This is a genomic window from Methanolobus tindarius DSM 2278 (genome assembly GCF_000504205.1).
Classification (GTDB): Archaea; Halobacteriota; Methanosarcinia; order Methanosarcinales; family Methanosarcinaceae; genus Methanolobus; species Methanolobus tindarius.
The window spans coordinates 2660487-2685477 of sequence record NZ_AZAJ01000001.1 but is presented as its reverse complement, the minus strand read 5'-3'; the positions used below and the strand labels follow the sequence as shown (position 1 = coordinate 2685477).

The following is a 24991-nucleotide window of genomic DNA, read 5'->3' as shown; positions in this document are numbered from 1 at the left end:
TTAATCGAAAAATTCCTTGTATTTGTGCCTGTAATAATGACGAACTTCTGGAATTTCTATTTTTTCTTTTACTTTTATAATTCCATATACATAACCGTATAAATAAGCGACCCCAATATAAAAGGGAGATTTAGTGAAATATTTAAATGCCTTCATTACCACATAAATGGGATGATAGTCTCTGTAATAGTCAGAGACTCCTCTCATTTTATAGCCTTTCCAAAATCCTTCTGTGCTTGTAGTAGGACGCACGGTTATTCCAATAATGTCATCATATTTTTTGATTTTCCACCCAGCAAGAATAGCTAATACGTTTGAAACTGAATCTGCAGAATAACTACGGGGGAAACCACCTGATTCGATAAAGCATTTTTTTCTCCAGACACGCAAGCCCCCAATGGGATTTTGAGAACGCCCACTTTCATTTACCAGTTTATCTCCTACGTAATATGCTGCTGATCCACTACATACACCTAAATCAGGATCAGAATGTAAACGTCCAATGATAGTCTCAAAGAAGTCTGAATGTAACACCATATCAGCATCAATTAATGCGATAAAGTCGCATGGAATACTGCTGTCATCACAATATTTTATGGAATAATTAATTGCATCATTAACTATTTCTGCATAATGAAAACTTAAATCTCTTTTAGAGTGTTGATTCTTTATAATCTGAACAAAATCATTTTCCTCTTTTAGCTGGTTTAAAATAAGTGGTGTTGAATCTGTGCTTCCATCATCCACAATAACCCATAGTTTAGGTTTTATTGTATTACTTATTATAGAATCAATAAGACCTGGTAAAGAAACTTCTTCATTTTTGCAAGGTGTAACAATGATATAATTGTAATCATCCATAAAATGTCAACTCGGGATAATATATCATTAATAAACTTATTACTTTTTTTCAATTGCATCCATTATGAATGCAACTACATCTATAGAATTATTATATAAATAATAACTCTTTTCTCTCCATTTTCTATTTAAACCAGAGTCTTCTAAAAGAAGCTCAGCTTTTATTAGCGCTTTTTCTTTGTGTTCAATAGTATAAACTAGATCGTACTTACTTTCAAGTTCATTTAAATACCCACGTCTGGTATTAGAAACATATATCGAAGGTACACCCAAAACGGCTGATTCTGAAGCCATTGTTGCTCCCTCACCGATATACATTTTAGCAAAGTACAAAATATGATGCAAATCCGCAGGATCCATATCCAAACTATATTTTTCAATCAGTGACCATTGATCAGTTTCAGAAAATATCACAATCCTTGCATATTTCTCAAACTTTGCAATGAACGCACCTAATTCACTTTCTGATTCAAAGCTGAATCCATGAGCACCAATATCATGATGAGACGACAGAGCAGACAATCTTACTACAATATAATTACATTCTTCAAGTCCATATTTTTCAAGAACACTTACATCCGGCTTAAAGTAATCAGGATGAAGATAAGCCAGTTCATAGTAGCCTTCAAACCTCTCTTGCTTTGGACCTAAATCTAAATAAAAACTTGTAGAAGTATAGATTTTATCAGTAAAAGGAAATGTCAACTTCATTACTATTCCGGCTATTTCAGTATCCGGAAACGCAATGTGAGATTTTCCTAGTAATCTGCTTACATGCGCTGAATAAGGAGAACCCGGACTTACAAATATATCCGGCTTAACTTTTTTTGCAAATTTATATAAGCGAAAATCATTTACAAGTATACCTAAAGCTTTCCCACCAATATTAGAATAGTAAGGGCAAAGATGATAATCCATTTTTAGATCATCAAGCATTTTTCTTGTATTTTCTTTAGCCCGTGCAAAGATCTGTATTTCATGTCCCTTTGACTGCAGACCATAAATTACATCTTTAAAAACATTTATATCTTTAGGATGTCCTACATCAAAAAGCACTTTCATTTTTCTACAACCCCTATTTTTTTTGCAGGAACACCTGCAACAATAGAATAATCAGCTACATTTTTAGTAACAACAGCTCCAGCACCGACAACCGAACCTTCACCTACTATAATATCCGGCATAATAATTGACCCAGCTCCTATCCACGCATCATCCTTTATAGTAACTTTTCCACGCTGGATCTTTACATAGGGATTTATTTTTGAATTATTAGGATCAGATGATGACAACAAAATAACATTTGGACCAATAGCAACCCTATCACCAATAATAACATTGCCTTTATCTTCCAGTTTCTCAGCTATGACAAGACCTTCTGCAATGTAAGAATCTTTTCCTATAACATATCCACATTTTGAGTACAAAAAAAGTCTGAGAGGATAAAAAGGCATATTTTTTGCTATGAATTTAAATATCTTTTTTCTTAAACGCCATAGCATAGGAACTCACACCTTTATTTTGTTGTAAAATGAAAGACCAATAAATGCAATCTTCTTCCTTAAAGTAGAATGTACCTTCTCATACCTACCATAATTCACCATTTCCCCACCAAACCTTCTCTTAAACTCCCTGACACCATACGGTTTATCAGGATGACCAGCACCACCAAAATCAAATACTTTATATTTGCCAGCATTTGTTTTGAGAATATGCCACACAAGAGCCTCATCAACATAATCCACACCCATACGTGAACCAGCATACCAATCATATACCATTTCTTTATAATTAAGAGTAATTCTTGTACCTACAGCCTCATCATCTTTGTAAGCAATAAAGAAATCTGCATATGTAGTACCTGAAAGATCATTGAATACCGCTTCAAATAGGGAAAAATCTGCTATGGGAATTTTAAATCGTTTATATGTTTCAAGAACTAAATCATAACACAGCCCCAATTCTTCCATCGATTCTACATTTTTAACTGTGATTCCATCCCTTTCAGCTCTATTGATACCTTTTCTGCGTGATTTTTGAATATCTGACCATATTTCCTCTTCATTTCGGTCAAGATCAATAAGAAAATCCAGATGTTCCTCATATTCATAACCTAAGCCGGACAATATATCGTGGTAATCACTTGTATCCCACATATTTCGAATCTGGGTATAAACAATCTTATTTTTAATTAAACCATTATAATGAACAATAAGCTCTTGAACCGCTTTCCTGCCAAGAACAGAGTCAACAAATAAAGGAGCACCATGTATTACAGAACGTGATGAAAAAGACGAAAGCAACCCTTTCATCTCACAAATAACCGAACCTTGAATTAAAGCGAGGATATTCCCAGAATCTTCATCTCTTGCTACAAGGCGTACAGGTTCATACTTGTTGGCCTTCTCATAAATCTTTGACATATAAGAAGTTTGAAAAATATTCCCATGAGGATTCTCAAGAACAAACTTATCCCACTCTGTGTCATCAAAAATATCAGTAATCAATGCCATGAACTTCTCCTGAACTACTGAGTTATTTTCCTGTATTGAATAATCCCGGCCTTGCCAACATTCTTGAGATTCTGGAAGACAAGCTCTTTGGTCCAACCCAGCATTCCATCACACCACCTGTTAGGATGTGCAAGGATACACATCTGCTCAACCTCTTCACGCTTCACAAGATTAATAACATCATCTGTAGATTTTATGGTTTTCCCATACCTGACACTCAGTTCATTATCAGGACTTTCAAGAACATCCTTTACACGTATATTGCGATCCGCCCAGGTTCTTCCGGTATCTGTGAGATAAAGCACCTTGCTGTAATCAATAGAAAAATAAGGTTCACCTACAATACCAAAATCTGTATGATTATGATCCTTCCAGAGATCCCTGTTGGACCACGAAGCAAAAGGATTTCCATGCATGCATGCAGTTGTAACCTCTGCATATTTACGGAGATCTTCCAGTTCTGCTTTGAATATTTCCAGAGCCTTTTCCTTATCACCCTGTGCTTTGTCCATTACCTCATAATGGAAACCAACTTCATGTCCAAGGTCGGCTACTTCTTCAATAGCTGAAGGGATAAAAACATCTTTCACATGTCTGAAATAATAAGTTGATCTGACACCATATTCTGCTTCCAGCCTTGCCATATCAAGATTCCTGTCAACTGCACGGTCCACATCATGACGTAGTATGATGCACTTTCCTTCTGGTGATGACAGATAATCAAGGACTGGCAGAGGTTTATATTCCGTAGACCCTATTGCTTTAATAAGTTCTTCATATTTGGATAATGTGAAATCTCTCAAGACAGAACCTCAGTGTTAGATGATAATCAATATGTACATTTTAGTGTTTAAGTAATCAAATTCAACTGATGTGCATTAAGTATTATTGAAACAGGAACTCCCATAGTATATTACAATATCACCCTGTTATTTAGACGGATTACTAAACAGAGACAAAATATAAATTATAAACTATATAAAGTTAGCACCTGCTCAAAAAATGATGATGATGAGGACTTCAGTCAAATATATATATCATTTTAATGATTCTGTAAATGGGTACAAAAAATGCAAGATGAAAACAAAAACTTAGTAATTATCCTATTAGTACTTGCACTTTTCACGGGGGCAACAATAGAACTCAGTGAAGGTTCTACCATAATGGGTGTAATACTTTTTATTATAGCTGCAATCCTGATTTCCAGAATGAAATTAAAAGGAACAGAAGGATTACAGAGTTCAAGGAACTTCATGCTCATAGGTGGGTTCATTGTAGCTGCAGACCTTATATTTAACTATGTAAACAGCAGCGAACTGGGAACACTTGATTCAATGGTTTTTTTCCTTGGAATTTCATTGATAGCAATGGGTACAGGGAAAAAGGACCTTAAGCAACTTGGAGAATTTGGATTTTATATATCCTCTGTGTTTACCGGATTATACTTAATATTCTATTCATTCTTCGGACATTTCAACATTGATTTCCTGCACCTGTTTGACCATTATTTTGTCCTTATGCCAACTGTGGCATTCATAAAAATGTTTGGAATCCCCATAGAAATAATAGCCACAGAAACTGTCATCCTGTATGGTGCTGAACCCATGACTATAGTGATAGGTGGCCCTTGTTCCGGACTTTATTCAATGTTCCTGTTGATAGGCATTGTTGCCGGTTATTCAAGAATAGAAAAAATGGACATGAAAAAGACATTTGGCTTATTGGGTTTTGCAGTTCTTATCGCATATATTGCAAATCTTATCAGAGTACTTATTTTGTATATCACTGCATACCTCTATGGAATGGACGTTATGATGGTAGTCCACACACATATAGGCTGGATGATATTTGCAGTCACTGCAGGTGGTATCATGTACATTATAAACAGAAAATAAAAAATAGAATGCATTCAGCGTTCTATTAATCTCTTTTTGAATATCCTGATTAAGATGAACATCATAACTATAACAGTGCCCATATAAACAAAACTAAGTCCCAATACAAGCAGGAACTTAAAATCTTTTAATATAAAAGTAATAGCCACAATAAGACCAAAAAGAATGATTGAATAAGAAATAAAACTGAACATCATTGCTTTTTGCCAGTCTTTAAGGCTTGTATAAAAATAATTGATCTCTGTAAACATGTTCAAACCTCAACTCCATCCGTTCTTTTTCTAATAATCTTTTCCTGACTTACACCAGTCCCTATGGCATCAATGGCTTTCAAACGTGAAGAAAGATCAGGCTTCATATCAAAGAGAGAGAGATGAATATCAAAAAATGAATTGACCTTGACAGGGTTCATAGCATACAGATGTACATGCCCGGGGTTAAAATACTCCATGGAATTAAGCAGTATGTCATTATATAGTCTTTTTAATGCAGATGATAATTCGACTTTTTTACCCATCATTCTAACTGCATCAGTATCAGCTTTTGAAGTGGAATCAGAAGCTCCAGCGTAAACAATCAATGAACATGGCAGCATAATGACCCCCATAACGACAAATCGTATGAATTTCGGAGCTGGATCGTTCTCCTGGCCAAAGCCAGCCAGCATAGCCATCCATAAGGCAGTGGTTGAAAATGAAGCAATGATACCTGCTACAAGTGCTACAAAAGTGTTTTGATCCACCTTTCCTTCTTTTATGCGGGATAGTTCCCTTGCAAAGACCATTTCCAATTCATCCGTTTCCAGAAGAACCAGCAACTTACGGGAAACAATAATATGAGATTTTCTCTTTGAACCAACTGTGAAAATTACAGGAACGGATGATTCAAATAAATGAATTTTTGGCTTTTTTACAGAGAATATACTACAAAGAGCATCTAACATTTCAGAGATATTCCCAAATTCTCCGGATGGAAAATCATGACATCCATACCACTTCAAAATAAAACGTGATGAAAAGAGATAGATAACTCTGCACAATATGAGGACGATAAAAAAACTCAAAATTCCCGGCACCAGGCCTCCTAAGTAGAATGAAATTGATACTACAGGAAGGGTAATTATAATAAGCAGAAGATATATCCATACATTATTCCTAATGGTGATCCCTCATTTTTATATTAAAGCTGTTTTATTCCAAAGTTGATATACAATGGCACCCTATACTTATATATTTTAGCAAATAATTACATTCAACCCATAAATATTTCATTCATATTTCATAACCAGAATAACTTACAGGAACAAGTGAATAAATGTTTGGCAAAAATAAATGCAGATACACCCAGGATCTGAAAATCATATATCTGATATCATTACTATCAATCGTGTTTATCCTGGTTCCGCCTTTCAGTGAAACCCCATTAAGGATACCTTTTGCATTGATATTGATATTTTTTGTACCAGGGTATGCTTTTATTTCCGCCATGTTCCCCGGAAACCGGGAAATCTCTGGAATTGAAAGATTCACATTAAGTGTTGGTTTTAGTATTGTCATCATGGTTTTTGATGGATTCCTTATCAGCCTTACTGTATGGAAATTCAGGCCAAACTCAATTACCTTTTCACTTGTATTACTTACTTTCATATTTGGAATTATAGCTTATCTGGCAAGGAAACGTCTTCCTGTGGAGGAGCAGTTTAGCTTTTCTTATAAAGATTTTATCCGCTCTCTTACAGAACCTGAAACATGCAATGATGATATGAAAGAAGGAGAAATTTGTTACGATGAAACTGTCGAAGACAAGCGTTTTGCTGCCAGGAATAGGAAAAAGATATCATCTATGCGCAAGCCATCCAGAGATAAAAGCAAACCTGCATTACAAACCAGTGAAAAGTTATCCCCCGAGATAACAAAAACACTTATAATAGCAATGGTGCTTTCAATTATCGTTGCCGGTTCAATGTTTGCCTACGCAAAAGCCACCAGGGAAAAAGAAACGTTCACAACATTATACATATTGGGTCCGGATGGCAAGGCTGAAAACTACCCGGAGAATTTCTCAACCAGTGATCCTATACAAATTATTGCAGGTATCGAGAATTTTGAATATGCGAAAGAAAATTACACGCTTGAAATAACTCTGGACGATACTACAGTCAATACTATTGAAATAACCTTGGACCACGAGGAAAAGTGGGAAGAAGAACTTACAATAACCCCTGCAAAATCAAAGCAGGGAAAGCAGAAACTGGAACTTGCACTATATAAAGAAGATTCAGAAGGTCGTGCATATAGAACAGTGCATCTCTGGGTAAATCAGGTATTAAGCACTGAGCCTGTCACAACAAAAGAACATGAAGTAATAGATTTCGTAGAAATAATAAACCCATCTATGGAATCTGAAGACGGATGGGAATTTACTACCACAAATGACACAATAGGCACAGGTTACTACTTGAATGAATCTGGAATATATGCATCACAGGCCTATGTCATTAATGCAAGTTATGAGGGAATAATTGATCAGTATGCTACACACACACTGGAACAAATAATATACAGCGAGGAATCTGCCGATGTAATCCTTTCCTGTTATCTGAAGGACACATACACCAAAGGCACTGAAGACAAAGATGAAACACAGTCAAAGAGAATTGTGTTTAACAGGGAACTTGTCTGGATTGACGGTGTTAACGGTGATGAAGGATGGCAGCATATTGAGGTTCCTGTTCAATTACAGGAAGGAAACAATACACTTTCCTTTATACTTCTGCAAGGAAGATTACAGCAACTTTATCCTGTTGAAATGATAATAGATGAAGTTACGTTCATACCTGAATCAGCATTATCACCATACATAAAGGAAGATAACACAGTAGAATTTGAACTTCCCGATTCAAAAATACTGGCACTTCCAAAAACTAGTAATTCAAAGTTCGTTGTAGAGTGGAATGGAACTGATTCGGGATCCGGAATTTACTACTATGACATACAGTACTCCACTGATGGTACTACCTGGAAGAACTGGATTACAAAAACAACAATGACTTCAGCAGAGTTTGAAGGAGAACAAGGAACAACGTACTATTTCAGATCTATAGCTGTTGATAATGCATTGAATAAAGAAATAGCAGACTCTAATCCGGATTCAAGCACAACTATTGATAGTTCTGCACCGGAAATTGAACTGGACATAACACCAAATCCTGCAACAGAGACAACATACCTGACAGTAGAGTCTAATAAGGAGTTATCTGAGGTAACATGCATAGTAACCCCACAAAACTTCGGTTCCGCAGAAACAATAATTCTTGATACAGAGGATTACATAACATGGAGCAGTAAATACACAATAGATGTTCAGGATACATTCGATATTGAAGTAATAGCAACAGACTACTCCAACAATACAGCATATACATTTGGCACATTATATACTGATGAATCATTAGAAGAACTGACAATTACTGTAATCCCTGAAAAGACTTCAGAGGATGCAGAACTGCGTATATCAGCATCTACAGCTTTAGAAAAAGAACCAACAGTAACTATAATTGATAGATATGGGTATGTAATAGAGACAACCTATGAAAGCAAAGACGATGATGAATATATATATAGTATAGAAATTGACGATGATACTCATGATGGTGTTGCGAGGATTATTGCAAAAGCAAAGACTGTTAATGATGAGCAGCTTTACGAAGAAGATACTTTTGTAATTGACAGAGAGGAACCTGAAATCGAAAGTTATTCACCTGAAGACGGAGAAACAATTTCAACAGGTACCTACACAATAACCGCATCATACACTGACGATAGAACAGGCATTGACAAGACACTATTAGTCTTGAAGGTGAATGGTGTAGATGTAACATCTGATACCGAAATTGGATATAGTTCACTGTTCTATCTGGCCAATGACTTGTTGGATGGTGAAAATACTGTAGAATTAACTGTGGTTGATCAGGCAGGTAATTCAATAAAAGAAGAGTGGACATTTTATGTATCATAATAAAAAAGCAATATCATCATAATGATGAGTATGACATCAGATAGGGATTGCAAACATATATATAGAAAAAATACAAAGGAAGCATAACAGTAAAAATCTTTGAAATATAAGAGGTGGTACGAAAATGAAGAAAATATTAGTAATGCTTTTTATAGCTATAATAGCTATGGCAGGAACTGCATCTGCCTACCAGGCAGTTTTGTATGATGCAGCAGGAAACAACGTTGCAGCAAACCCAGTACTTCTGAAGCCAGGAGAATCAATAGTACTCAGTTATTACGCTTCATCAATAATTCCAGCTGAATACAATCAATTTTTCGAGTATACAATTGAAGAAGTAAGTGTAAGAGCAGGATCACCAGCAACAGCAGATGCAAGTGACGTGACTATTGAGTTCAATACTGCATACAATCCAGATGGATTTATTCCAGGTGGAGCCAGTTACATGGATGAAGGTGTAATAACAGTCTCACTTGATGAAGATGCACCAGAAGGAGCACGTTACTACATAGAAGTAGGTGCAGGTGGAGAAACCGTAGAATTCCAGACAGCTTCAAGAACTATTGAAACTATTCCGGAATTCCCAACAATTGCACTCCCAGTAGCTGCAATCATCGGTCTCGCATTCTTCATGCAGCGCCGCAAGGAAGAGTAAGTAAATTAACTTACTCCTTTTTTCTCTTTTTTATTCTAGTTTTAATTCATCTACTCTAAAACTTATATTCTTTTAAACCCATACTTCCCTGAATAACATCAGAAGATGATAATCATGGAAGAATTAATCACAAAATTATCTAATGCTCATGGGATATCCGGTAGTGAAGGAAACATAAAAACCATTCTTGAAGAAGAGCTCAAACCTTATGTTGATGAAATGAGAACCGACAAAATGGGAAATCTCATCGCAACCAGAAAAGGTGAAGGGCCTTCAATAATGCTTGCTGCACACATGGATGAAATTGGCCTGATGGTCAAATACATAGATGACAATGGTTTCCTCAAGTTTGTAAAAATAGGAGGGTGGTATGACCCAACCCTCCATAGCCAGAGAGTCATTGTCCATACTACAAAAGGACCAATACCAGGCGTAATTGGATCAAAACCACCACACGTTATGAAGCCAGAAGACAGGAAAAAACCTCCTGAAGCAAAAGATATGTTCATCGACATCGGTGCAAAGGACAAAGAAGATGCTGCGAACATGGGCATAATAGTCGGAACACCGGTATCCATGGACCGTGAAGTGAGAAAACTTGCAAACGGAAAAATAACAGGCAAAGCATTCGACAACAGGGCAGGCTGTGCAATAATGATCGATGCCATGAGACAGATTGCTGAACTTGACATAAAAGCAACCATTTATGCTGTAGGAACCGTTCAGGAAGAGGTCGGACTTAAAGGAGCACGTACCTCTGCGTTCGGACTTGATCCTGATATAGCAATAGCAATTGACACTACAATCCCAGGAGACCACCCAGGCATGAGCAAGAATGAATCCTCACTTGACACAGGAAAAGGAGGAGTTATTACAATTGCTGATGCAGCAGGAAGAGGCATAATTGCAGCACCACAGGTCATCAAATGGCTTGTTGAAACCGCAGAAAAGAATGAAATAGATTATCAGACGGATGTTGGTGATGGCGGTACTACTGATGCAACAGCAATCCATCTTACTAGAGATGGAATTCCATCTACTGTAATCAGTGTTGCAACAAGATATATCCACTCCCCTGTGGAAGTCCTTGACCTTGCAGACCTGCAGAGCTGCTCAGATCTTATAGCAAAAGCAGTTCTTAGTGTGAATGACTATTTTTAGAATTAATTAGTACAACTTTTTTGCGGGGATATCTATCCCCCGCTCTTTTTCGTGATGAATCATGATAAATTAATCGTTATACATATATAGCACTTCAGTGTATCCCTCTAAGCTGTTGCTACTCAGTGACAGACAAATATCGTGAGGGATTATATTATTCGAAAATGTCCGGTTTTTAGACACAACTCTTAGAGACGGCGAACAGACACCAGGCGTAGCGCTTACCAGCAAGGACAAGGTAGACATTGCCACTAAGCTTGATGAGCTTGGCGTTGATGTCATCGAGGCAGGCTCAGCAATCACCTCAGAAGGTGAACGCGAATCCATAAGGGCCGTAGTTGCTGAAGGGCTAAATGCAGAGATCTGCAGCTACTGTAGAATCATGAAACCAGATGTGGATTATGCACTGGCATGTGATGTCGATTCAATTCACCTGGTGGCACCTGTATCAGACTTGCATATCAACGTGAAGCTGAAAAAAGACAGGGAAGCCGTCAGGAAAATGGCCATTGAGACCACAGAATATGCAAAAGAACATGGCCTTATTGTAGAACTCAGCGGTGAAGATGCCTCCAGGGCAGACGTTGATTTCCTTAAGTCATTATATAATGACGGAGTCGACGCAGGCGCAGATAGATTATGTTATTGTGATACTGTAGGTTTACTTGTACCTGAGAAGGCAGAACTTGTTTTCAGTGATATCTGCTCAGCAGTAAAAGCGCCCGTGAGTATCCATTGCCACAATGACTTTGGCATGGGAACCGCTAACACAATAGCAGCCTTGAGAGGAGGAGCGCAGCAGGCCCATGTAACCATTAATGGAATAGGTGAAAGAGCTGGAAATACTGCACTGGAAGAAGTTGTGATGACCATTGAATGGTTATACAAACACAAGACCGGAATTAATACAAAAGAGATCTTCAAGACCTCAAGACTTGTAAGCAGGCTCACAGGCATACCTGTGGCACCTAACAAATCACTCACCGGTGGTAATGCATTTACCCATGAGGCAGGTATCCACGTACACGGTTTACTGGCTGACACGGAAACATATGAACCGATAAAGCCGGAAATACTCGGAAGGGAAAGGAAGATCGTTCTTGGAAAACATGCAGGTAAGAGTTCTGTAACCCTTGCCGTTAAAGAAATGGGATTTGATGTTGATGATTCTCAGCTGCATGAGATACTTAACCGTGTCAAGGAGCTTGGAGATCATGGCAAAAAAGTAACCGACGCAGACCTGCAGACAATAGCTGAAACAGTCCTCAGCATCGAAAGAGAAGCAAAAGTTATTCTTGAAGAATACACTGTTGTATCAGGTAACAAAGTTACTCCAACAGCATCAGTCAAGCTTAAAGTTGAAGGCCAGGATGTTGTAGAGGCAGGTATAGGAGACGGGCCTGTTGATGCAGCCTTTGCAAGCATCAAAAAAGGAGTATCAGGAATTGCTGATGTCCAGCTTGAAGAATATCATGTCGATGCTATAAGTGGCGGAACTGATGCTCTTGTAGAAGTTCTTGTAAAGCTTTCAAAGGATGGAAAAATGGTTACAGCCAGAGGTTCAAGGACAGATATTGTTATGGCGTCCGTGGAGGCCGTTCTTAACGGAATTAACCGTCTTATCTAAATTTTAGAAACATATAAGGCAGATACTATCAATTTACGCAGAGAATTTACATTTCAGAGGTTTCATATGACTGAATCGACGGAGAAAATGACAGGTGCCCGAGCCCTCATCGAGTGCCTGTATAGGGAAGGTGTAGACACCATCTTCGGATATCCCGGTGGCGTACTGCTCCCCATATACGACGAACTTTATGATGCGGACATCCGTCACATACTTGTCCGCCACGAACAGGCTGCTGCCCACGCAGCAGAAGGATATGCAAGAGCAACAGGAAAGACCGGAGTATGTATTGCAACTTCAGGACCTGGTGCGACAAATCTTGTGACAGGAATTGCAAACGCATACATGGACTCTATACCAATGGTGGTTTTCACCGGACAGGTACCAAGCAGTCTTTTGGGCAATGATGCATTCCAGGAAGCAAATATCACCGGCATAACAATGCCAATTACAAAGCACAACTACCTTGTGCAGGATGCAAATGAGCTTCCACAAGTAATCAAGGAAGCATTCCATATTGCATCCACAGGCAGACCCGGACCTGTACTGGTAGATCTCCCAAAGGATGTCACAGTACAGGAGATCGACTTCTATTACCCTGAAAAAGTTGACCTTAAAGGTTACAAACCAACATACCAAGGAAATCTGCAGCAGGTAAAAAGAGCAGCTTCTGCAATTAAAGAATCAAAGAACCCTGTGATCTATGCAGGTGGCGGTGTCATAAGTTCCAATGCCAGCAAAGAACTTCTTGAGCTTGCAGAGAAAATAAAAGCACCTGTGACAACAACCCTTACCGGCATGGGTGGATTCCCTGTAGAACATGAGTTGTTCCTTGGAATGCCAGGTATGCACGGTGCAAAGTATGCAAACTATGCCATACAGGAATCTGACCTTCTTATTGCAGTAGGTGCAAGGTTTGATGACAGGGTAACCGGTAAACTCAAGGCTTTTGCTTCAAACGCAAAGATCATCCACATCGACATTGACCCTGCAGAGATTTCAAAGAATGTAAAGGTTGATGTTCCAATAGTAGGAGACGCAAAATGGATACTTCAGAAATTGCTGAAATATGCCGAACCCGCACAATCTGAGAAATGGCTTGACAGGATAACACACTGGAAGAAAGTGCATCCACTTCATTATGTTGAACCGGCAACAGGTGACGGAATCAAACCACAGTACATTATCGAGCAGATAACCGAAGCATGCAAAGACGCAATAATAGTTACTGAAGTAGGACAGCACCAGATGTGGGCTGCACAGTACTTCAGATTCAGTGAACCAAGAACATTTATCACATCAGGTGGACTTGGAACAATGGGTTATGGATTCCCTGCATCCATTGGAGCAAAGATTGCAAAACCTGATAAAGTTGTTTTTGATATCGCAGGTGACGGGTCATTTCAGATGAACTCACAGGAACTTGCAACAGCAGTTCAGGAAAACGTACCGGTTATTGTTGCTGTTTTCAACAATGGATACCTTGGAATGGTAAGACAATGGCAGGAGCTTTTCCACAACAGGAGATATTCTGCAACATGCATCCAGAACAGTGTCGATTTTGTTAAACTTGCAGAAGCATACGGTGCACTGGGACTTAGAGCCACCAAGCGTGACGAAGTACGCCCTGTAATCGAAGAAGCTATTGCATCTGGCAGACCGACAGTCATTGACTTTATAGTTGAAGAGGAAGAAAACGTATCACCAATGGTACCGGCAGGTGCTGCGATCAACGAAATACTTGATCTGGAGAGGAAAGAATGAGACATACACTTGCAGTTCTGGTCGAGAACAAATACGGAGTACTCTCAAGAGTCGCAGGCATGTTCTCCAGAAGAGGTTATAACATTGACAGCCTTACGGTGGGAGTCACCGATGACCCTACAATTTCCCGTATGACCATTGTTGTCATGGGAGATGATGAAGTACTGGAACAGGTCACAAAGCAGCTTAACAAGCTTATCGATGTCATCAGAGTTACAGATCTCAAATCTGAAGAATCGGTTGATAGAGAACTGGCTTTAATAAAAGTCAATTCAGATGTGACTAACCGTTCCGAAATAATGCAGATAGCAGACATATTCCGAGCCCGCATCATCGACGTTGCTTCAAAATCAATGATTATTGAAGTGACAGGTGATGACGGCAAGATCACTGCAATCGAACAGTTACTCAGACCCTTTGGAATAAAGGAAATGGTAAGAACCGGAAAAGTAGCCCTCAAGAGAGGACAGAAGAGTTCTTAATTATTCAGGCACTTATAGGTGTTTTAATTATAAATGATATATTTTGATTAGAGGAACATACAATGGCACAAATGTATTATGATAACGATGCAGACCTTAACTTGCTTAAAGGTAAAAAGATCGCAGTAATGGGTTACGGAAGCCAGGGACATGCACAGGCACAGAACCTTCATGACTCAGGACTTGACGTAACAGTAGGCCTCAGAGAAGGAAGCAGACGCTGGAAGCAGGCAGAAGAAGATGGCCTTAAGGTCATGACAGTTGCAGATGCAGCAAAGATGGCAGATGTCATCCAGATTCTCCTCCCTGATGAAGTACAGTCACAGGTATACTACAACGAGATCGAGCCAGGACTTGAAGCAGGTAACGCAATAGTATTCTCACACGGATTCAACATCCACTACAACCAGATAATTCCACAGAAAGACATCGATGTCTATATGGTAGCTCCAAAGAGCCCGGGACACCTTGTAAGAAGAACCTACGTAGATGGAGCTGGTGTTCCAGGTCTTGTAGCAGTCTATCAGGACGCAACCGGTAAGGCAATGGAAATGGCACTTGCACACGCAAAAGGTGTCGGATGTACCCGTGCAGGAGTCTACAAGACATCCTTCCGCGAGGAAACCGAGACTGACCTCTTTGGTGAGCAGGTAGACCTTTGTGGTGGTGTTGCATCACTCATCAAGACTTCCTTCGAAGTACTTGTTGAAGCAGGTTACCAGCCAGAGATGGCATACTTCGAGACATGCCACGAGCTTAAGCTCATTGTCGACCTTATCCACGAGGGTGGTCTTGACAAGATGTGGTACTCTGTATCTAACACCGCAGAATACGGTGGAATGACAGTAGGTCCAAAGGTCATCAACGAGCTCTCAAGAGAAGCTATGTATGAAGCTCTTGACAGGATCCAGAACGGAGAATTTGCCCGTGAGTTCGTACTTGAAGGCAAGGCAAACAGACCGGTACTCACCGCAATGGAGAGACAGGACAGAGAACACCCACTGGAAGTCATTGGTAAAGAAATAAGAGCTAAGATGCCATGGCTTAACAGTGAGCTTAACGAAAAGTAGACCAATTGGTCTACACAACCTTTTTTTATTCTTTACTACAAATAATCTTACAATAATTTCCCTTTAACCGGAGGTATAGATGTGCCAGAAGTAATTGACACAATCCTTTCAAGAAGAAGTATCAGAAAATACACAGACGAATCAATAAGCGATGAAAAAATCATGATAATACTGGAGACAGCAAGATGGGCACCATCCGGCCTTAACAACCAGCCATGGAAATTCATAGTTATTAAAGATAAAGAAACCATGGAAGAAATCGCAGGCTGCACGCATTATTCTCAAATAGTTCAGGATGCACCCTTGTTAATAGCAGTATACCTTGACACCGAAACAATGTACAACAAAACAAAAGACATACAGGCCATCGGTGCAGCCATTCAGAACATGCTGCTTGCCTGCTGTGACCTTGGACTGGGTGCAGTATGGCTGGGTGAGATACTAAACCAGTCAGATAAAGTTAACTTGATTCTCAACTGTCCTGCTTCTCTGGAGCTTATGGCAGTACTTGCAATAGGCAAACCCGCAGATAATGGCAAAAGCCCATCACGAAAAGAACTTGAAGACATAGTTTTCAGTGAAAAATACGGAAACAAAATTTAACTGGATATTCTACCCATCAGAAAATAAGAAAAAATGTTGGAGGCAGAGACGAATTGTGATAAATTGGAGGTATATTGGAGGTAGTAGATCGGCTTGACCCATTTTTTAGTAGACATGATCAGGAAATAGGTCTACAATTCGTCTCTAGTCCTTAAAAGGGATTTTATCATATATAAGGCTTTTTCAAATTTGGCATTAAATCAAGAAAAACTGATTTAACAAGAACTCAAATTTGATTGATTAATCATTAAAGACTACCTTTTACCTGGACATTTCCTGTTACCACAAAACTCCTTAGCATCCTGTTTTTGCTCTTTTACACGGAGTATATGCCATCCACAATGCTCACATAGCCTGTCAAGAATAGTAAGTCTACCTGATTTAGGCACAGATTGCGTGTGCCCGCATCTGTTGGTACAAGCAAGGAATCGGGAATCTTTTGTGGTTATCAGGAACATCGAACCATCGCATGCCGGACACGGACCTACAATTTCAGGAGGGAAACATTTCTTTTCCAGATCGCAGGTAAAACATGGACCAATCCCCACTGCCCAGTTATACTTGTTACCCACTTTCATTACCGCAACACCACCTTTTTCACATTGCTGTGAGCGCAGAACAGTAAGTGCACCTGCCTTTGGCAGAGGATAAGTATTCTTGCATTCAGGATATCCAGTACAACCTACAAAGCGTCCCTTGTCAGTCTTGATCATGTGCAGCATCCTTCCACATTCAGGACAGGTTCCAACAAAGTTTTTCTTATCGGTTGCAACCTGTTCATCAACAATGGTACCTGCCATTCTGGCAGCAATGGCTTCCTTGCTCGATGTTAGCTGGGAATACATTTTTTTGATCAGCAGAGTCCCTTCTTCAAGGGCACTTTCAAGAGATTTTTTGCCATCTTCAACATCCTGGATAAGAGATTCAATACGTGCCCGAATCTCAGGCTGTACCAGAATAGGAACCGTAGCATCCAGAGTATCCATCAGGGTAAAGCCAGTATCCAGAATGGCTATTGTTTTACCTTTTGTTTCAAAATATCCTCTTTTCTTATTGGTTTCAATATGACTTGGAGCTGTGGCCTTGGTACCGATACCATGCTTGTCCATCAGAGTCAGAAGTTCAGCCTCAGTCAGGCGTTTTGGAGGAGTTGTCTCGGATTTTGTATTTTTTAGCTTCTTTACGTCAACCTCATCTTTTTCCTCGATGAATGGAAGAAGTTTGTCATTTTTAGTTTCAAATGGATAAACAGCAAGCCAACCTGCACTTTTAAGAATTGAACCTTTTACATCAAAAATTTCCCCGCCAACAAGTATTTCCATTCTTGTTTTCTCAAAAATGGCAGGCTGCATCAGGTTTGCAAGAAAATGCCTCACTATCAGGTCATAAACCTTCCATGCATTGGGCATTCTGACACTTCTTTCGACATCATCTTTTGAAGCGGCCTTGATAGGATGGATAGGAGGGTGGTCGTGTCCGTCCTTTGTGCCATTCCTGCAGCTAATCTCTCCTGCAGAGATTACTTCCAGGGCATATTTCTGATAAATTCCTGATGAAAAAGCCACCAGTTTTGATTTGAAATCAAAATCATCTGCATACTTATTGGTCTCAGTCCTGGGATAACTGGTAAAACCGGAAAGATAAAGCTGTTCTGCGGTTTCAAGTGCCTCCTCCGGACTCACACCCAGGAATTTAGAAGAGCGTTTCAGGAACTCAGTTGTATTCAACGGATAAGGAGGATTGGTGCGAGCTTCCTTTACACTTTTCTTGTCAACAAGACCAGTCTTGCAATCTTTTATGCGAGCGAAAATCTCATCTGCTTTTTCTTTTTCATGAATGTTTCCGGCCCTGTGAACACCGGTAAAATCTGAACCGTTAGAATTGAAAATTGCCTCTATTTTCCAGAAGTCTTTTGGTTTAAAGTTCTTTATGAGCTTCTCCCTTTCATAGACAAATCCACAGGTAGGTGTCTGGCACGGGCCAATGGAAATAACACCTTTTGTCCGGGCTTTCTCCCTTACGGACAATGTCATAAAGCGGGTAAAAGCCGCACCCATTTTAAGATCTAGAATCTGACGGGCTTCTGCGGACATTGCCATATTGTAATCCGGCTCAACAAGATTTGAAAATGCTTTTTTGATTTCACTGGAAGAAAGTGATGAAAAGCGTGCTCTTTTAACCGGCAGGGAAGCCACTCTTTCAGCAATCTCTTTTGCTTCAAAACCAATATTCTCCCCTTCCCTGTCAAAGTCGCATGCAAGGACAACTTCTTCAGCCCCGCTTGCAAGAAGTGATATTGCAGCAGCATATGGTTTTTTAGTTACGTTTTTTACAGGAGGAGTGTCCAGAAGAACAGCCGGATCGCATTCACGCCAGTTGTTAAACTGCTCAGGAAAATCATAACCCATGATGTGACCGGCAAGTCCCATTATCCTCCATTCTTTGCCGTTCATCTTGAAGTCATATACAGGAATACTTTCCACCGAAGCCCGGTTAAAGTGCCCTCCGCTGAGAATACTTGCTATCTGGGAAGCTGCTTTGTTCTTTTCCGTGAATACGACTATAGACATGCTGCAACCCTATGTCCTGATTGTAGATAAAAATTGAGCTTGCAGGGTGAAAGTGATAATTGAAGTTATAGTTACATGATGTGACCACATAATTTCTACCGAATTAATTATATATCAAAATATAATAAAATAAAAAATAAAATAAATTAGTGGTCAGTGCATGAACTTAAAAAAGAACTACAAGCATATATTGATAATTCTCGTGATATTTTCTATTTTGCTTGTAGCAATGTTTTGTGCCATCTCTGACTATCACAGAACTCCTGGCTATAATATTGAGCCTCCAATCAGACCATGGCAGATAATAGATCCCCAGTCAGAATATGGTATGGAACTGACATCCATAGCAGAAAAAGCAATCGAGGACGAAGATTTTGACAATAACTACACTTCAATTCAAAATATTGTTCAGTATGCTCCAAATGCTGTCAGGCTGAAATTCCAGAGTTCAAAGAGTTTTTCCAGTTCTCAGGTCTACGCATGCGGAGAATTTGCCGATACGGGAACCATTACGTTTTTCGAACCTGATCTTGACGTATATGACGTTTACAATTATCATATGGGAATCTACGGAAATCATTTGCCGGAAAACAGGAGAAAGTATAGCAAGAGCTTTTCAGGCACAATTCAAAAATCAGGATGGGGAAAAGATTACAACTACAGGATAAATGGCGATTCCATAGAACTTATCGACCCGGCAACAGATAATATCGTGTTCATATTGCCAGATTACAAAGTAAACCTGTATGAAGACAGGAATGATACAATAACAGAAAAGATTAATTCTGAATATCCTTTTGCCAGGCAACTACTTTCTGTTAGTGAAGAGAAGCCTTATGCAGTAATAGATTTAACGCAGGAAACAAAAGAAAGCTGGATAGTCCTTGATGTCTTTTTTGATAAAGAGGAACTATACTTATTGCATACAGAAGAAATAACACAGGATATTTACAATGTAGTGATCTCGCATACTGTAAAGTATTACAATGAGGAAGAAACAGCGCAGGACTAATTTCAATTGACTTATGCTTCAAACTATAATGACCATGCTGAGGGCTAAATATGAACTTTAAAGAAAATTACAAAATAATATTAATCAGCATTGTAATAATTTTAATTTCCTTTGCTGCGGTGCATTATGAGATGGCAGAAGCCCGCAAAAATGTCATTATAGACCCTCAATCAGAATATGGAAAAGAATTGACTGCAATTGCAGAAAAAGCCATTGAGGAGGAAGGTATTGATACAAGATACCTGCACTCCGGAAATCTTGTTCAGAAATCATCGGGCACCATAACATTAACATTTAGTGGTTCCAGAAGTTATTCCGGTGCTGAGGTCTATTCCAATGCAGACTTTGGTGAAGATGAAAAAATTACGTTTTTTGCAGCAGATCTTGACAGATATGATATCCATACGTATTCTACACAACCGGAGAATGGAAGAATATACAATAAAGATGGAGTAACAATGTCTGGGATATATGGACAGGGAAAAGATTGTAGCTATAATATACAGAACAACTCCATAGAACTGGCAGATCCTGAAACAAACAAAGTCATGTTTATTCTATCGAACTATACAGTCAATCAGGATGCTAATAAAGCAGACACAATTGCGGATGAAATTAACTCCAAATATGCCTCTGTGCAGCAACCTCTTCCTGTCGACAAAGAGAAACCTTACATCATTATGGATATAAACATGAATGATGAAAATGGTCATTTGACGATAGAAACAGCATTCTACAAAGGTGAACTCTACTCAATGCACATACAAGAAAGTACAAAAGAAGAGGATACAAAAAAAGGATTTTATACTACGACAATATCTCATGGCGTAAGATTTTACGATGAATAATAGGAAGCAGTATAGGATAATCTCAATCAGATTCATAAATGAAAAACACAAATCAACAGCATATACTGATGATTTGTTGTGTTCAGGCATCAAGAAGATCATGCCCATATGAATTATCAATTACACAAAACCAGACACCGTTTGCATCCTTTCTGAAAACATATGTAGCCTTACGCTCCTGAAGAGGGTGCCCTTTAGCTGAAACGAGAGTTTTTGCCAAAACCAATGCAGTATCCCCCGTCTCCAGAATTTTCATTCCTGTCTGCCTGACATCCAGAGTATGTTCGAAGTGAGAGGCAATACCCTCAAACGCCTTTCTTATTTGCTCTTTTCCGACTGCATTCATCCCTGGTTGAATAACTAAAACAGCATCATCTGCATATATATCTGTTAAAGTATTGAAATCTTCCTGGTTAATAGCAGTATCAGCTTTGTTGATAAGTAATTCTATTGGATGCTGTTTCATTCTTTTTCCCTCAAGAAAGCATAACATAATATCTGAACAAGTTCAAATATTACATAAGTCCTGTGAAACATATATATGTCCCTACAATGTATCTGCACCTAAAAGACACTGCATGCAGGAGATACTATGACACAAATGGAAGATGCTAAAAAGGGCAAAATAACACCACAGATGGAAGCCGTTGCCAGAGACGAGGGCATTGATGCTAAGACCATCTGTTCATGTGTTGCCAACGGGACCATAAGTATCCCGAACAACCCTGTAAGGGACTGCAGGGTCGTAGGTATAGGAAAATACCTCAGTACTAAAGTAAATGCCAATATTGGAACTTCAAGGGATTACATCAATATCGAAGAGGAAGTTGAGAAGGCAAAGACCGCAGAAACCTTTGGTGCCGATGCACTCATGGATCTCTCAACCGGAGGAGATCTTGACCTTATCAGGAAAAAGATAATGGATGCAGTGAACATCCCAATTGGTTCGGTTCCGATTTACCAGGCAGCATCTTCACAGAAAGCTGTTGTTGACATGACATCCGATGATATGTTCAATGCAGTACGCAAACATGCAAAGGATGGAATTGATTTTGTCACAATTCATGCTGCTGTTAATCAGGATGCCCTGAAGAGAATAAAAAACGCAGACCGTATAACTGATATCGTCAGCCGTGGAGGATCATTCACACTTGCATGGATGTTGCATAACGGAGAAGATAATCCATTCTATGCAGAATACGATTATCTCATGGAAATTGCCTATGAATACGATATGGCTATCAGCCTTGGCGATGGCATGAGACCGGGATGTATCCATGATGCATCTGACGGACCTTCATTTATGGAATTCATAACTCTTGGTGAGCTTGTCAAGAGAACAAGGGAAGAGAATATCCAGTGCTTTGTTGAAGGTCCCGGACATGTTCCGTTAGATGAAGTGGAATTAAGTGTCAAAGGAATGAAGAATCTATGTCACAATGCACCACTTTACCTTCTTGGCCCGCTTGTCACAGACATTGCACCGGGATATGACCACATAACCGGAGCAATCGGTGGTACACTTGCTGGCATGTGTGGTACAGATTTCCTGTGTATGACAACACCGGCAGAACATCTTGCATTGCCAACAAACGACGATATCCGTGAAGGAACCATCGTTACAAAAATTGCAGCCCATGCTGCCGACCTTACAAAAGAAGGACAGAAAGAACGTGCAAGAGCAATTGATAACAAAATGGCACATGCACGCAAAAATCTCGATTGGGATGCTCAGTTTAAACTTGCAATTGATGGTGAGAAGGCAAAGAAGATCAGAGACAGCAGGAATACGGGCAGTGAAGCCTGTTCCATGTGCGGTGATCTCTGTGCTATGAAAATTGTCAGTAAGGCGCTTGAAGAAGAGAAGAAAAAGTGACATTTTGTCACTTCCTCTTAAAATATAACTTTTTTAACCTTTCAATCTTATTTTAGTCTATGAAACTAACCGTACTCATAGATAACAACACCCTGATTGACCGTTACTTACTGGGCGAACCGGGAGTTTCCTATTTAATTGAAGCTGACAGGAAAAAGATTCTCTTTGACACAGGCTATTCAGATGCATTTATCCTAAATGCACGAAAAATGAATATCGATCTTCTGGATATTGACCATATTGTACTGTCACATGCACATCTGGATCACACATGGGGACTTGATCCTCTTATCAAACTTTACACCGAAGCGCAGATAGAAGGCCTGGAACATCTGGAGCCGGACCTGATTGCACATCCTTTAGTATTCAATAGCAGAACATATTCTGGAGTTCAGGAAATCGGGACACTTGTTTCTGAGGAAAAGATTGCAAGAATATTTAAATTAAGAGTAAGCAGCGAGCCACTATGGATTACTGAGAATGTTGTTTTCCTTGGACAGATTCCACGGAAATTTGACTTTGAGAATGACTCGCCTGAAAGCAAGATAATAATCGATGGAAAAGAAAGTGATGATGAACTTCTTGACGACACGGCACTTGCAATAAAAACGCAACAAGGTCTTGTTATTGTAACAGGGTGTTCTCATTCAGGAATCTGCAACATGATAGAATATGCAAAAAAAGTCTGCAGTGACAACAGAGTAATTGATGTCATCGGAGGTTTCCATTTGCAGACTCCACCTGAAAAAAAGATGAAAGGAACCGTTGACTATTTCCGCAATCTTAACGCAAAGGAAGTCCATGCATGCCACTGTACAGACCTGAACTCAAAAATAGCACTAGCCGGAGTTTGTAACCTGAAAGAAGTTGGTTGCGGCCTTCAGCTTGAATATAAATAATAAAAAAGGACTCATTGAGTCCTCTACATTTATATCAGGATTGTTTCTTAAAGCACATGAACCAGTCAAGACAATACTTGCCTTCTTCTTTTGATTCAACTCTTTCCTTTGCAGTTCCACAGGATCCCGGTGGTGGTATTATCACATCGTCTCCTGGCTGCCAGTTGGCAGGTGTAGCAACTCCCTCTGCATCAGATTTCTGCATTGCAAGCAACAGCCTTTTGATCTCATCCATGTTTCTTCCGTTGGATAATGGATAGTAAACAATTGCTCTGATCTTTGCTTTCGGATCAATCATAAATACAGCCCTGACAGCCTGGGTATCAGATGCATTTGGCTGTACCATGCCGAATTTCTTTGCTACTTCCATCTTAAGGTCGGCAATTACAGGGAAATTGATTTCCATATCTTTCATACCCTTGTATTCGATTTTTTCCTTGATGGTACGCAGCCATGCAATATGCGCATAGATACTGTCAATTGAAAGACCCAGAAGTTCAGCGTTCAGTTCACTGAATTCACCCTGCATGCTGGAAAATGTCATGAATTCTGTAGTGCAGACAGGAGTAAAGTCAGCAGGGTGACTGAAAAGTATAACCCACTTACCCTTGTAGTCTTTCGGGAAATGTATTTCACCTGCTGTTGTCACAGCTGTAAATGACGGTGCGCTGTCGCCTATAAGAGGCATATTGATAGTTTCTCCATCTGACATGTGCTTCTCCCCCACACTTGCTTTTAATTTCTTCATGCTGCTGTCAAGATATTCATTAATCTCTTTTGCCTGTTTATCAAATTCCTTTTCCAGTTCCAGATCCTTAATGTTTCTGGAAATATAGTCTTTCATATCCTTGAACTGATCTTCAAGATGCTTTTTCATGTCTTTTTTCTCATCCATATACTTCACCTTTAAGAAGTGCATTCTCTGAGAGTATGAACTAAAGGACAGAATCAAAAAGAACAAATCTGCCCGCACTCTATTATTTATTATGGATTCCATGCATAAGAACTTGATTGTCACACGATTAATATTAAGACAGTCCTGTGCAAAATCGAATATTGTTCAACAAAATATAAATACTGACTTATACAAATAGAAAGTGAAAGCTCTCAAAAAAGACTGACTTAAAGACACCGTTTT

The 24991-nt window shown here is 39.3% G+C and carries 23 protein-coding genes; 13 read left to right on the top strand and 10 right to left on the bottom strand.

The genetic code is table 11. From position 1 onward, the window contains the following. The 5 genes from METTI_RS12715 to METTI_RS12695 all read right to left on the bottom strand — a co-directional run bounded on the left by METTI_RS12715 (window position 1) and on the right by METTI_RS12695 (window position 4177). Window positions 1-861, bottom strand: coding sequence for a glycosyltransferase (locus METTI_RS12715; protein ID WP_023846229.1), 861 nt, complete (start codon window positions 859-861; stop codon window positions 1-3). Between the two features lie 39 nt (window positions 862-900). Continuing rightward, window positions 901-1923: a DUF354 domain-containing protein gene (locus METTI_RS12710; protein ID WP_023846228.1), complete on the bottom strand. Its 1023-nt coding sequence runs from the start codon at window positions 1921-1923 to the stop codon at window positions 901-903. After that, window positions 1920-2288, bottom strand: coding sequence for an acyltransferase (locus METTI_RS12705; protein WP_245596130.1), 369 nt, complete (start codon window positions 2286-2288; stop codon window positions 1920-1922). The genes METTI_RS12710 and METTI_RS12705 overlap by 4 nt, the downstream gene beginning before the upstream one ends. Window positions 2289-2369: 81 nt before the next feature. Further along, window positions 2370-3374 carry a lipid II:glycine glycyltransferase FemX gene (locus METTI_RS12700; RefSeq protein WP_023846226.1) on the bottom strand — a complete coding sequence of 335 codons (1005 nt, stop codon included), beginning with the start codon at window positions 3372-3374 and terminating at the stop codon, window positions 2370-2372. Between the two features lie 14 nt (window positions 3375-3388). After that, complete coding sequence (locus METTI_RS12695; protein ID WP_023846225.1) at window positions 3389-4177, bottom strand: polysaccharide deacetylase family protein; 789 nt, start codon at window positions 4175-4177, stop codon at window positions 3389-3391. A gap of 267 nt (window positions 4178-4444) precedes the next feature. Between METTI_RS12695 and artC the strand changes: the two genes are divergently transcribed. Next, window positions 4445-5269, top strand: a complete 825-nt coding sequence (gene artC / locus METTI_RS12690) for an archaeosortase C (protein ID WP_023846224.1) — start codon at window positions 4445-4447, stop codon at window positions 5267-5269. Between the two features lie 14 nt (window positions 5270-5283). Here the strand turns inward: artC and METTI_RS12685 are convergent, their stop codons facing one another. Together METTI_RS12685 and METTI_RS12680 are read right to left on the bottom strand one after the other, a co-directional pair. Further along, window positions 5284-5520, bottom strand: coding sequence for a hypothetical protein (locus METTI_RS12685; RefSeq protein WP_023846223.1), 237 nt, complete (start codon window positions 5518-5520; stop codon window positions 5284-5286). Window positions 5521-5522: 2 nt separating this feature from the next. Beyond that, on the bottom strand, window positions 5523-6344 hold the full coding sequence (locus METTI_RS12680) for a M48 family metallopeptidase (protein ID WP_023846222.1): 822 nt from the start codon (window positions 6342-6344) through the stop codon (window positions 5523-5525). 239 nt (window positions 6345-6583) lie between these two features. On the opposite strand from METTI_RS12680, the gene METTI_RS12675 reads away from it, so the two are divergent. The 8 genes from METTI_RS12675 (at window position 6584) to METTI_RS12640 (ending at window position 16648) form a co-directional block, all read left to right on the top strand. Further along, the gene (locus METTI_RS12675) at window positions 6584-9286 is read left to right on the top strand and encodes a DUF1616 domain-containing protein (RefSeq protein ID WP_023846221.1); all 2703 of its coding nucleotides are present in this window, start codon (window positions 6584-6586) and stop codon (window positions 9284-9286) included. Between the two features lie 124 nt (window positions 9287-9410). After that, complete coding sequence (locus tag METTI_RS12670; RefSeq protein WP_023846220.1) at window positions 9411-9941, top strand: PEF-CTERM sorting domain-containing protein; 531 nt, start codon at window positions 9411-9413, stop codon at window positions 9939-9941. Between the two features lie 114 nt (window positions 9942-10055). Beyond that, window positions 10056-11102 carry a M42 family metallopeptidase gene (locus METTI_RS12665; RefSeq protein ID WP_023846219.1) on the top strand — a complete coding sequence of 349 codons (1047 nt, stop codon included), beginning with the start codon at window positions 10056-10058 and terminating at the stop codon, window positions 11100-11102. Window positions 11103-11250: 148 nt separating this feature from the next. Further along, window positions 11251-12729: a (R)-citramalate synthase gene (locus METTI_RS12660; RefSeq protein ID WP_084324017.1), complete on the top strand. Its 1479-nt coding sequence runs from the start codon at window positions 11251-11253 to the stop codon at window positions 12727-12729. 66 nt (window positions 12730-12795) lie between these two features. After that, complete coding sequence (locus METTI_RS12655; RefSeq protein ID WP_023846217.1) at window positions 12796-14493, top strand: acetolactate synthase large subunit; 1698 nt, start codon at window positions 12796-12798, stop codon at window positions 14491-14493. After that, on the top strand, window positions 14490-14975 hold the full coding sequence (gene ilvN, locus METTI_RS12650; protein ID WP_023846216.1) for an acetolactate synthase small subunit: 486 nt from the start codon (window positions 14490-14492) through the stop codon (window positions 14973-14975). The genes METTI_RS12655 and ilvN overlap by 4 nt, the downstream gene beginning before the upstream one ends. Window positions 14976-15037: 62 nt before the next feature. After that, window positions 15038-16045, top strand: coding sequence for a ketol-acid reductoisomerase (gene ilvC / locus METTI_RS12645; protein ID WP_023846215.1), 1008 nt, complete (start codon window positions 15038-15040; stop codon window positions 16043-16045). A gap of 81 nt (window positions 16046-16126) precedes the next feature. Further along, window positions 16127-16648, top strand: coding sequence for a nitroreductase family protein (locus METTI_RS12640; protein ID WP_023846214.1), 522 nt, complete (start codon window positions 16127-16129; stop codon window positions 16646-16648). 254 nt (window positions 16649-16902) lie between these two features. Here the strand turns inward: METTI_RS12640 and METTI_RS12635 are convergent, their stop codons facing one another. Further along, window positions 16903-19218, bottom strand: a complete 2316-nt coding sequence (locus METTI_RS12635; protein WP_023846213.1) for a DNA topoisomerase I — start codon at window positions 19216-19218, stop codon at window positions 16903-16905. A gap of 160 nt (window positions 19219-19378) precedes the next feature. On the opposite strand from METTI_RS12635, the gene METTI_RS12630 reads away from it, so the two are divergent. Both METTI_RS12630 and METTI_RS12625 read left to right on the top strand, forming a co-directional pair. Further along, a complete protein-coding gene (locus tag METTI_RS12630; RefSeq protein ID WP_023846212.1) occupies window positions 19379-20230 on the top strand; it encodes a hypothetical protein in 852 nt (283 codons plus the stop codon). Between the two features lie 50 nt (window positions 20231-20280). After that, window positions 20281-21078 (top strand): hypothetical protein, encoded by a 798-nt coding sequence (locus tag METTI_RS12625; protein ID WP_023846211.1) that lies wholly within the window; start codon window positions 20281-20283, stop codon window positions 21076-21078. A gap of 82 nt (window positions 21079-21160) precedes the next feature. Here the strand turns inward: METTI_RS12625 and METTI_RS12620 are convergent, their stop codons facing one another. Continuing rightward, complete coding sequence (locus tag METTI_RS12620) at window positions 21161-21544, bottom strand: YybH family protein (protein ID WP_023846210.1); 384 nt, start codon at window positions 21542-21544, stop codon at window positions 21161-21163. Window positions 21545-21670: 126 nt separating this feature from the next. On the opposite strand from METTI_RS12620, the gene thiC reads away from it, so the two are divergent. Together thiC and METTI_RS12610 are read left to right on the top strand one after the other, a co-directional pair. Further along, window positions 21671-22954 (top strand): phosphomethylpyrimidine synthase ThiC, encoded by a 1284-nt coding sequence (thiC, locus tag METTI_RS12615; protein WP_023846209.1) that lies wholly within the window; start codon window positions 21671-21673, stop codon window positions 22952-22954. A 59-nt stretch (window positions 22955-23013) separates the two neighbouring features. Next, the gene (locus METTI_RS12610; RefSeq protein WP_023846208.1) at window positions 23014-23853 is read left to right on the top strand and encodes an MBL fold metallo-hydrolase; all 840 of its coding nucleotides are present in this window, start codon (window positions 23014-23016) and stop codon (window positions 23851-23853) included. A gap of 34 nt (window positions 23854-23887) precedes the next feature. Here METTI_RS12610 and METTI_RS12605 read toward each other — a convergent pair whose 3' ends face one another. Further along, on the bottom strand, window positions 23888-24541 hold the full coding sequence (locus METTI_RS12605; RefSeq protein ID WP_211232215.1) for a peroxiredoxin: 654 nt from the start codon (window positions 24539-24541) through the stop codon (window positions 23888-23890). Window positions 24542-24991: the final 450 nt, after the last annotated feature.

Bases quoted from the DNA above. Each gene is read 5' to 3' on its own strand.
- METTI_RS12715 (WP_023846229.1), bottom strand. From the start codon at position 861: ATGGATGATTACAATTATATCATTGTTACACCTTGCAAAAATGAAGAA.
- METTI_RS12710 (WP_023846228.1), bottom strand. From the start codon at position 1,923: ATGAAAGTGCTTTTTGATGTAGGACATCCTAAAGATATAAATGTTTTT.
- METTI_RS12700 (WP_023846226.1), bottom strand. From the start codon at position 3,374: ATGGCATTGATTACTGATATTTTTGATGACACAGAGTGGGATAAGTTT.
- artC (WP_023846224.1), top strand. From the start codon at position 4,445: ATGCAAGATGAAAACAAAAACTTAGTAATTATCCTATTAGTACTTGCA.
- METTI_RS12685 (WP_023846223.1), bottom strand. From the start codon at position 5,520: ATGTTTACAGAGATCAATTATTTTTATACAAGCCTTAAAGACTGGCAA.
- METTI_RS12675 (WP_023846221.1), top strand. From the start codon at position 6,584: ATGTTTGGCAAAAATAAATGCAGATACACCCAGGATCTGAAAATCATA.
- METTI_RS12670 (WP_023846220.1), top strand. From the start codon at position 9,411: ATGAAGAAAATATTAGTAATGCTTTTTATAGCTATAATAGCTATGGCA.
- METTI_RS12665 (WP_023846219.1), top strand. From the start codon at position 10,056: ATGGAAGAATTAATCACAAAATTATCTAATGCTCATGGGATATCCGGT.
- METTI_RS12655 (WP_023846217.1), top strand. From the start codon at position 12,796: ATGACTGAATCGACGGAGAAAATGACAGGTGCCCGAGCCCTCATCGAG.
- ilvN (WP_023846216.1), top strand. From the start codon at position 14,490: ATGAGACATACACTTGCAGTTCTGGTCGAGAACAAATACGGAGTACTC.
- ilvC (WP_023846215.1), top strand. From the start codon at position 15,038: ATGGCACAAATGTATTATGATAACGATGCAGACCTTAACTTGCTTAAA.
- METTI_RS12635 (WP_023846213.1), bottom strand. From the start codon at position 19,218: ATGTCTATAGTCGTATTCACGGAAAAGAACAAAGCAGCTTCCCAGATA.
- METTI_RS12630 (WP_023846212.1), top strand. From the start codon at position 19,379: ATGAACTTAAAAAAGAACTACAAGCATATATTGATAATTCTCGTGATA.
- METTI_RS12625 (WP_023846211.1), top strand. From the start codon at position 20,281: ATGAACTTTAAAGAAAATTACAAAATAATATTAATCAGCATTGTAATA.
- METTI_RS12620 (WP_023846210.1), bottom strand. From the start codon at position 21,544: ATGAAACAGCATCCAATAGAATTACTTATCAACAAAGCTGATACTGCT.
- thiC (WP_023846209.1), top strand. From the start codon at position 21,671: ATGACACAAATGGAAGATGCTAAAAAGGGCAAAATAACACCACAGATG.
- METTI_RS12610 (WP_023846208.1), top strand. From the start codon at position 23,014: ATGAAACTAACCGTACTCATAGATAACAACACCCTGATTGACCGTTAC.
- METTI_RS12605 (WP_211232215.1), bottom strand. From the start codon at position 24,541: ATGCCTCTTATAGGCGACAGCGCACCGTCATTTACAGCTGTGACAACA.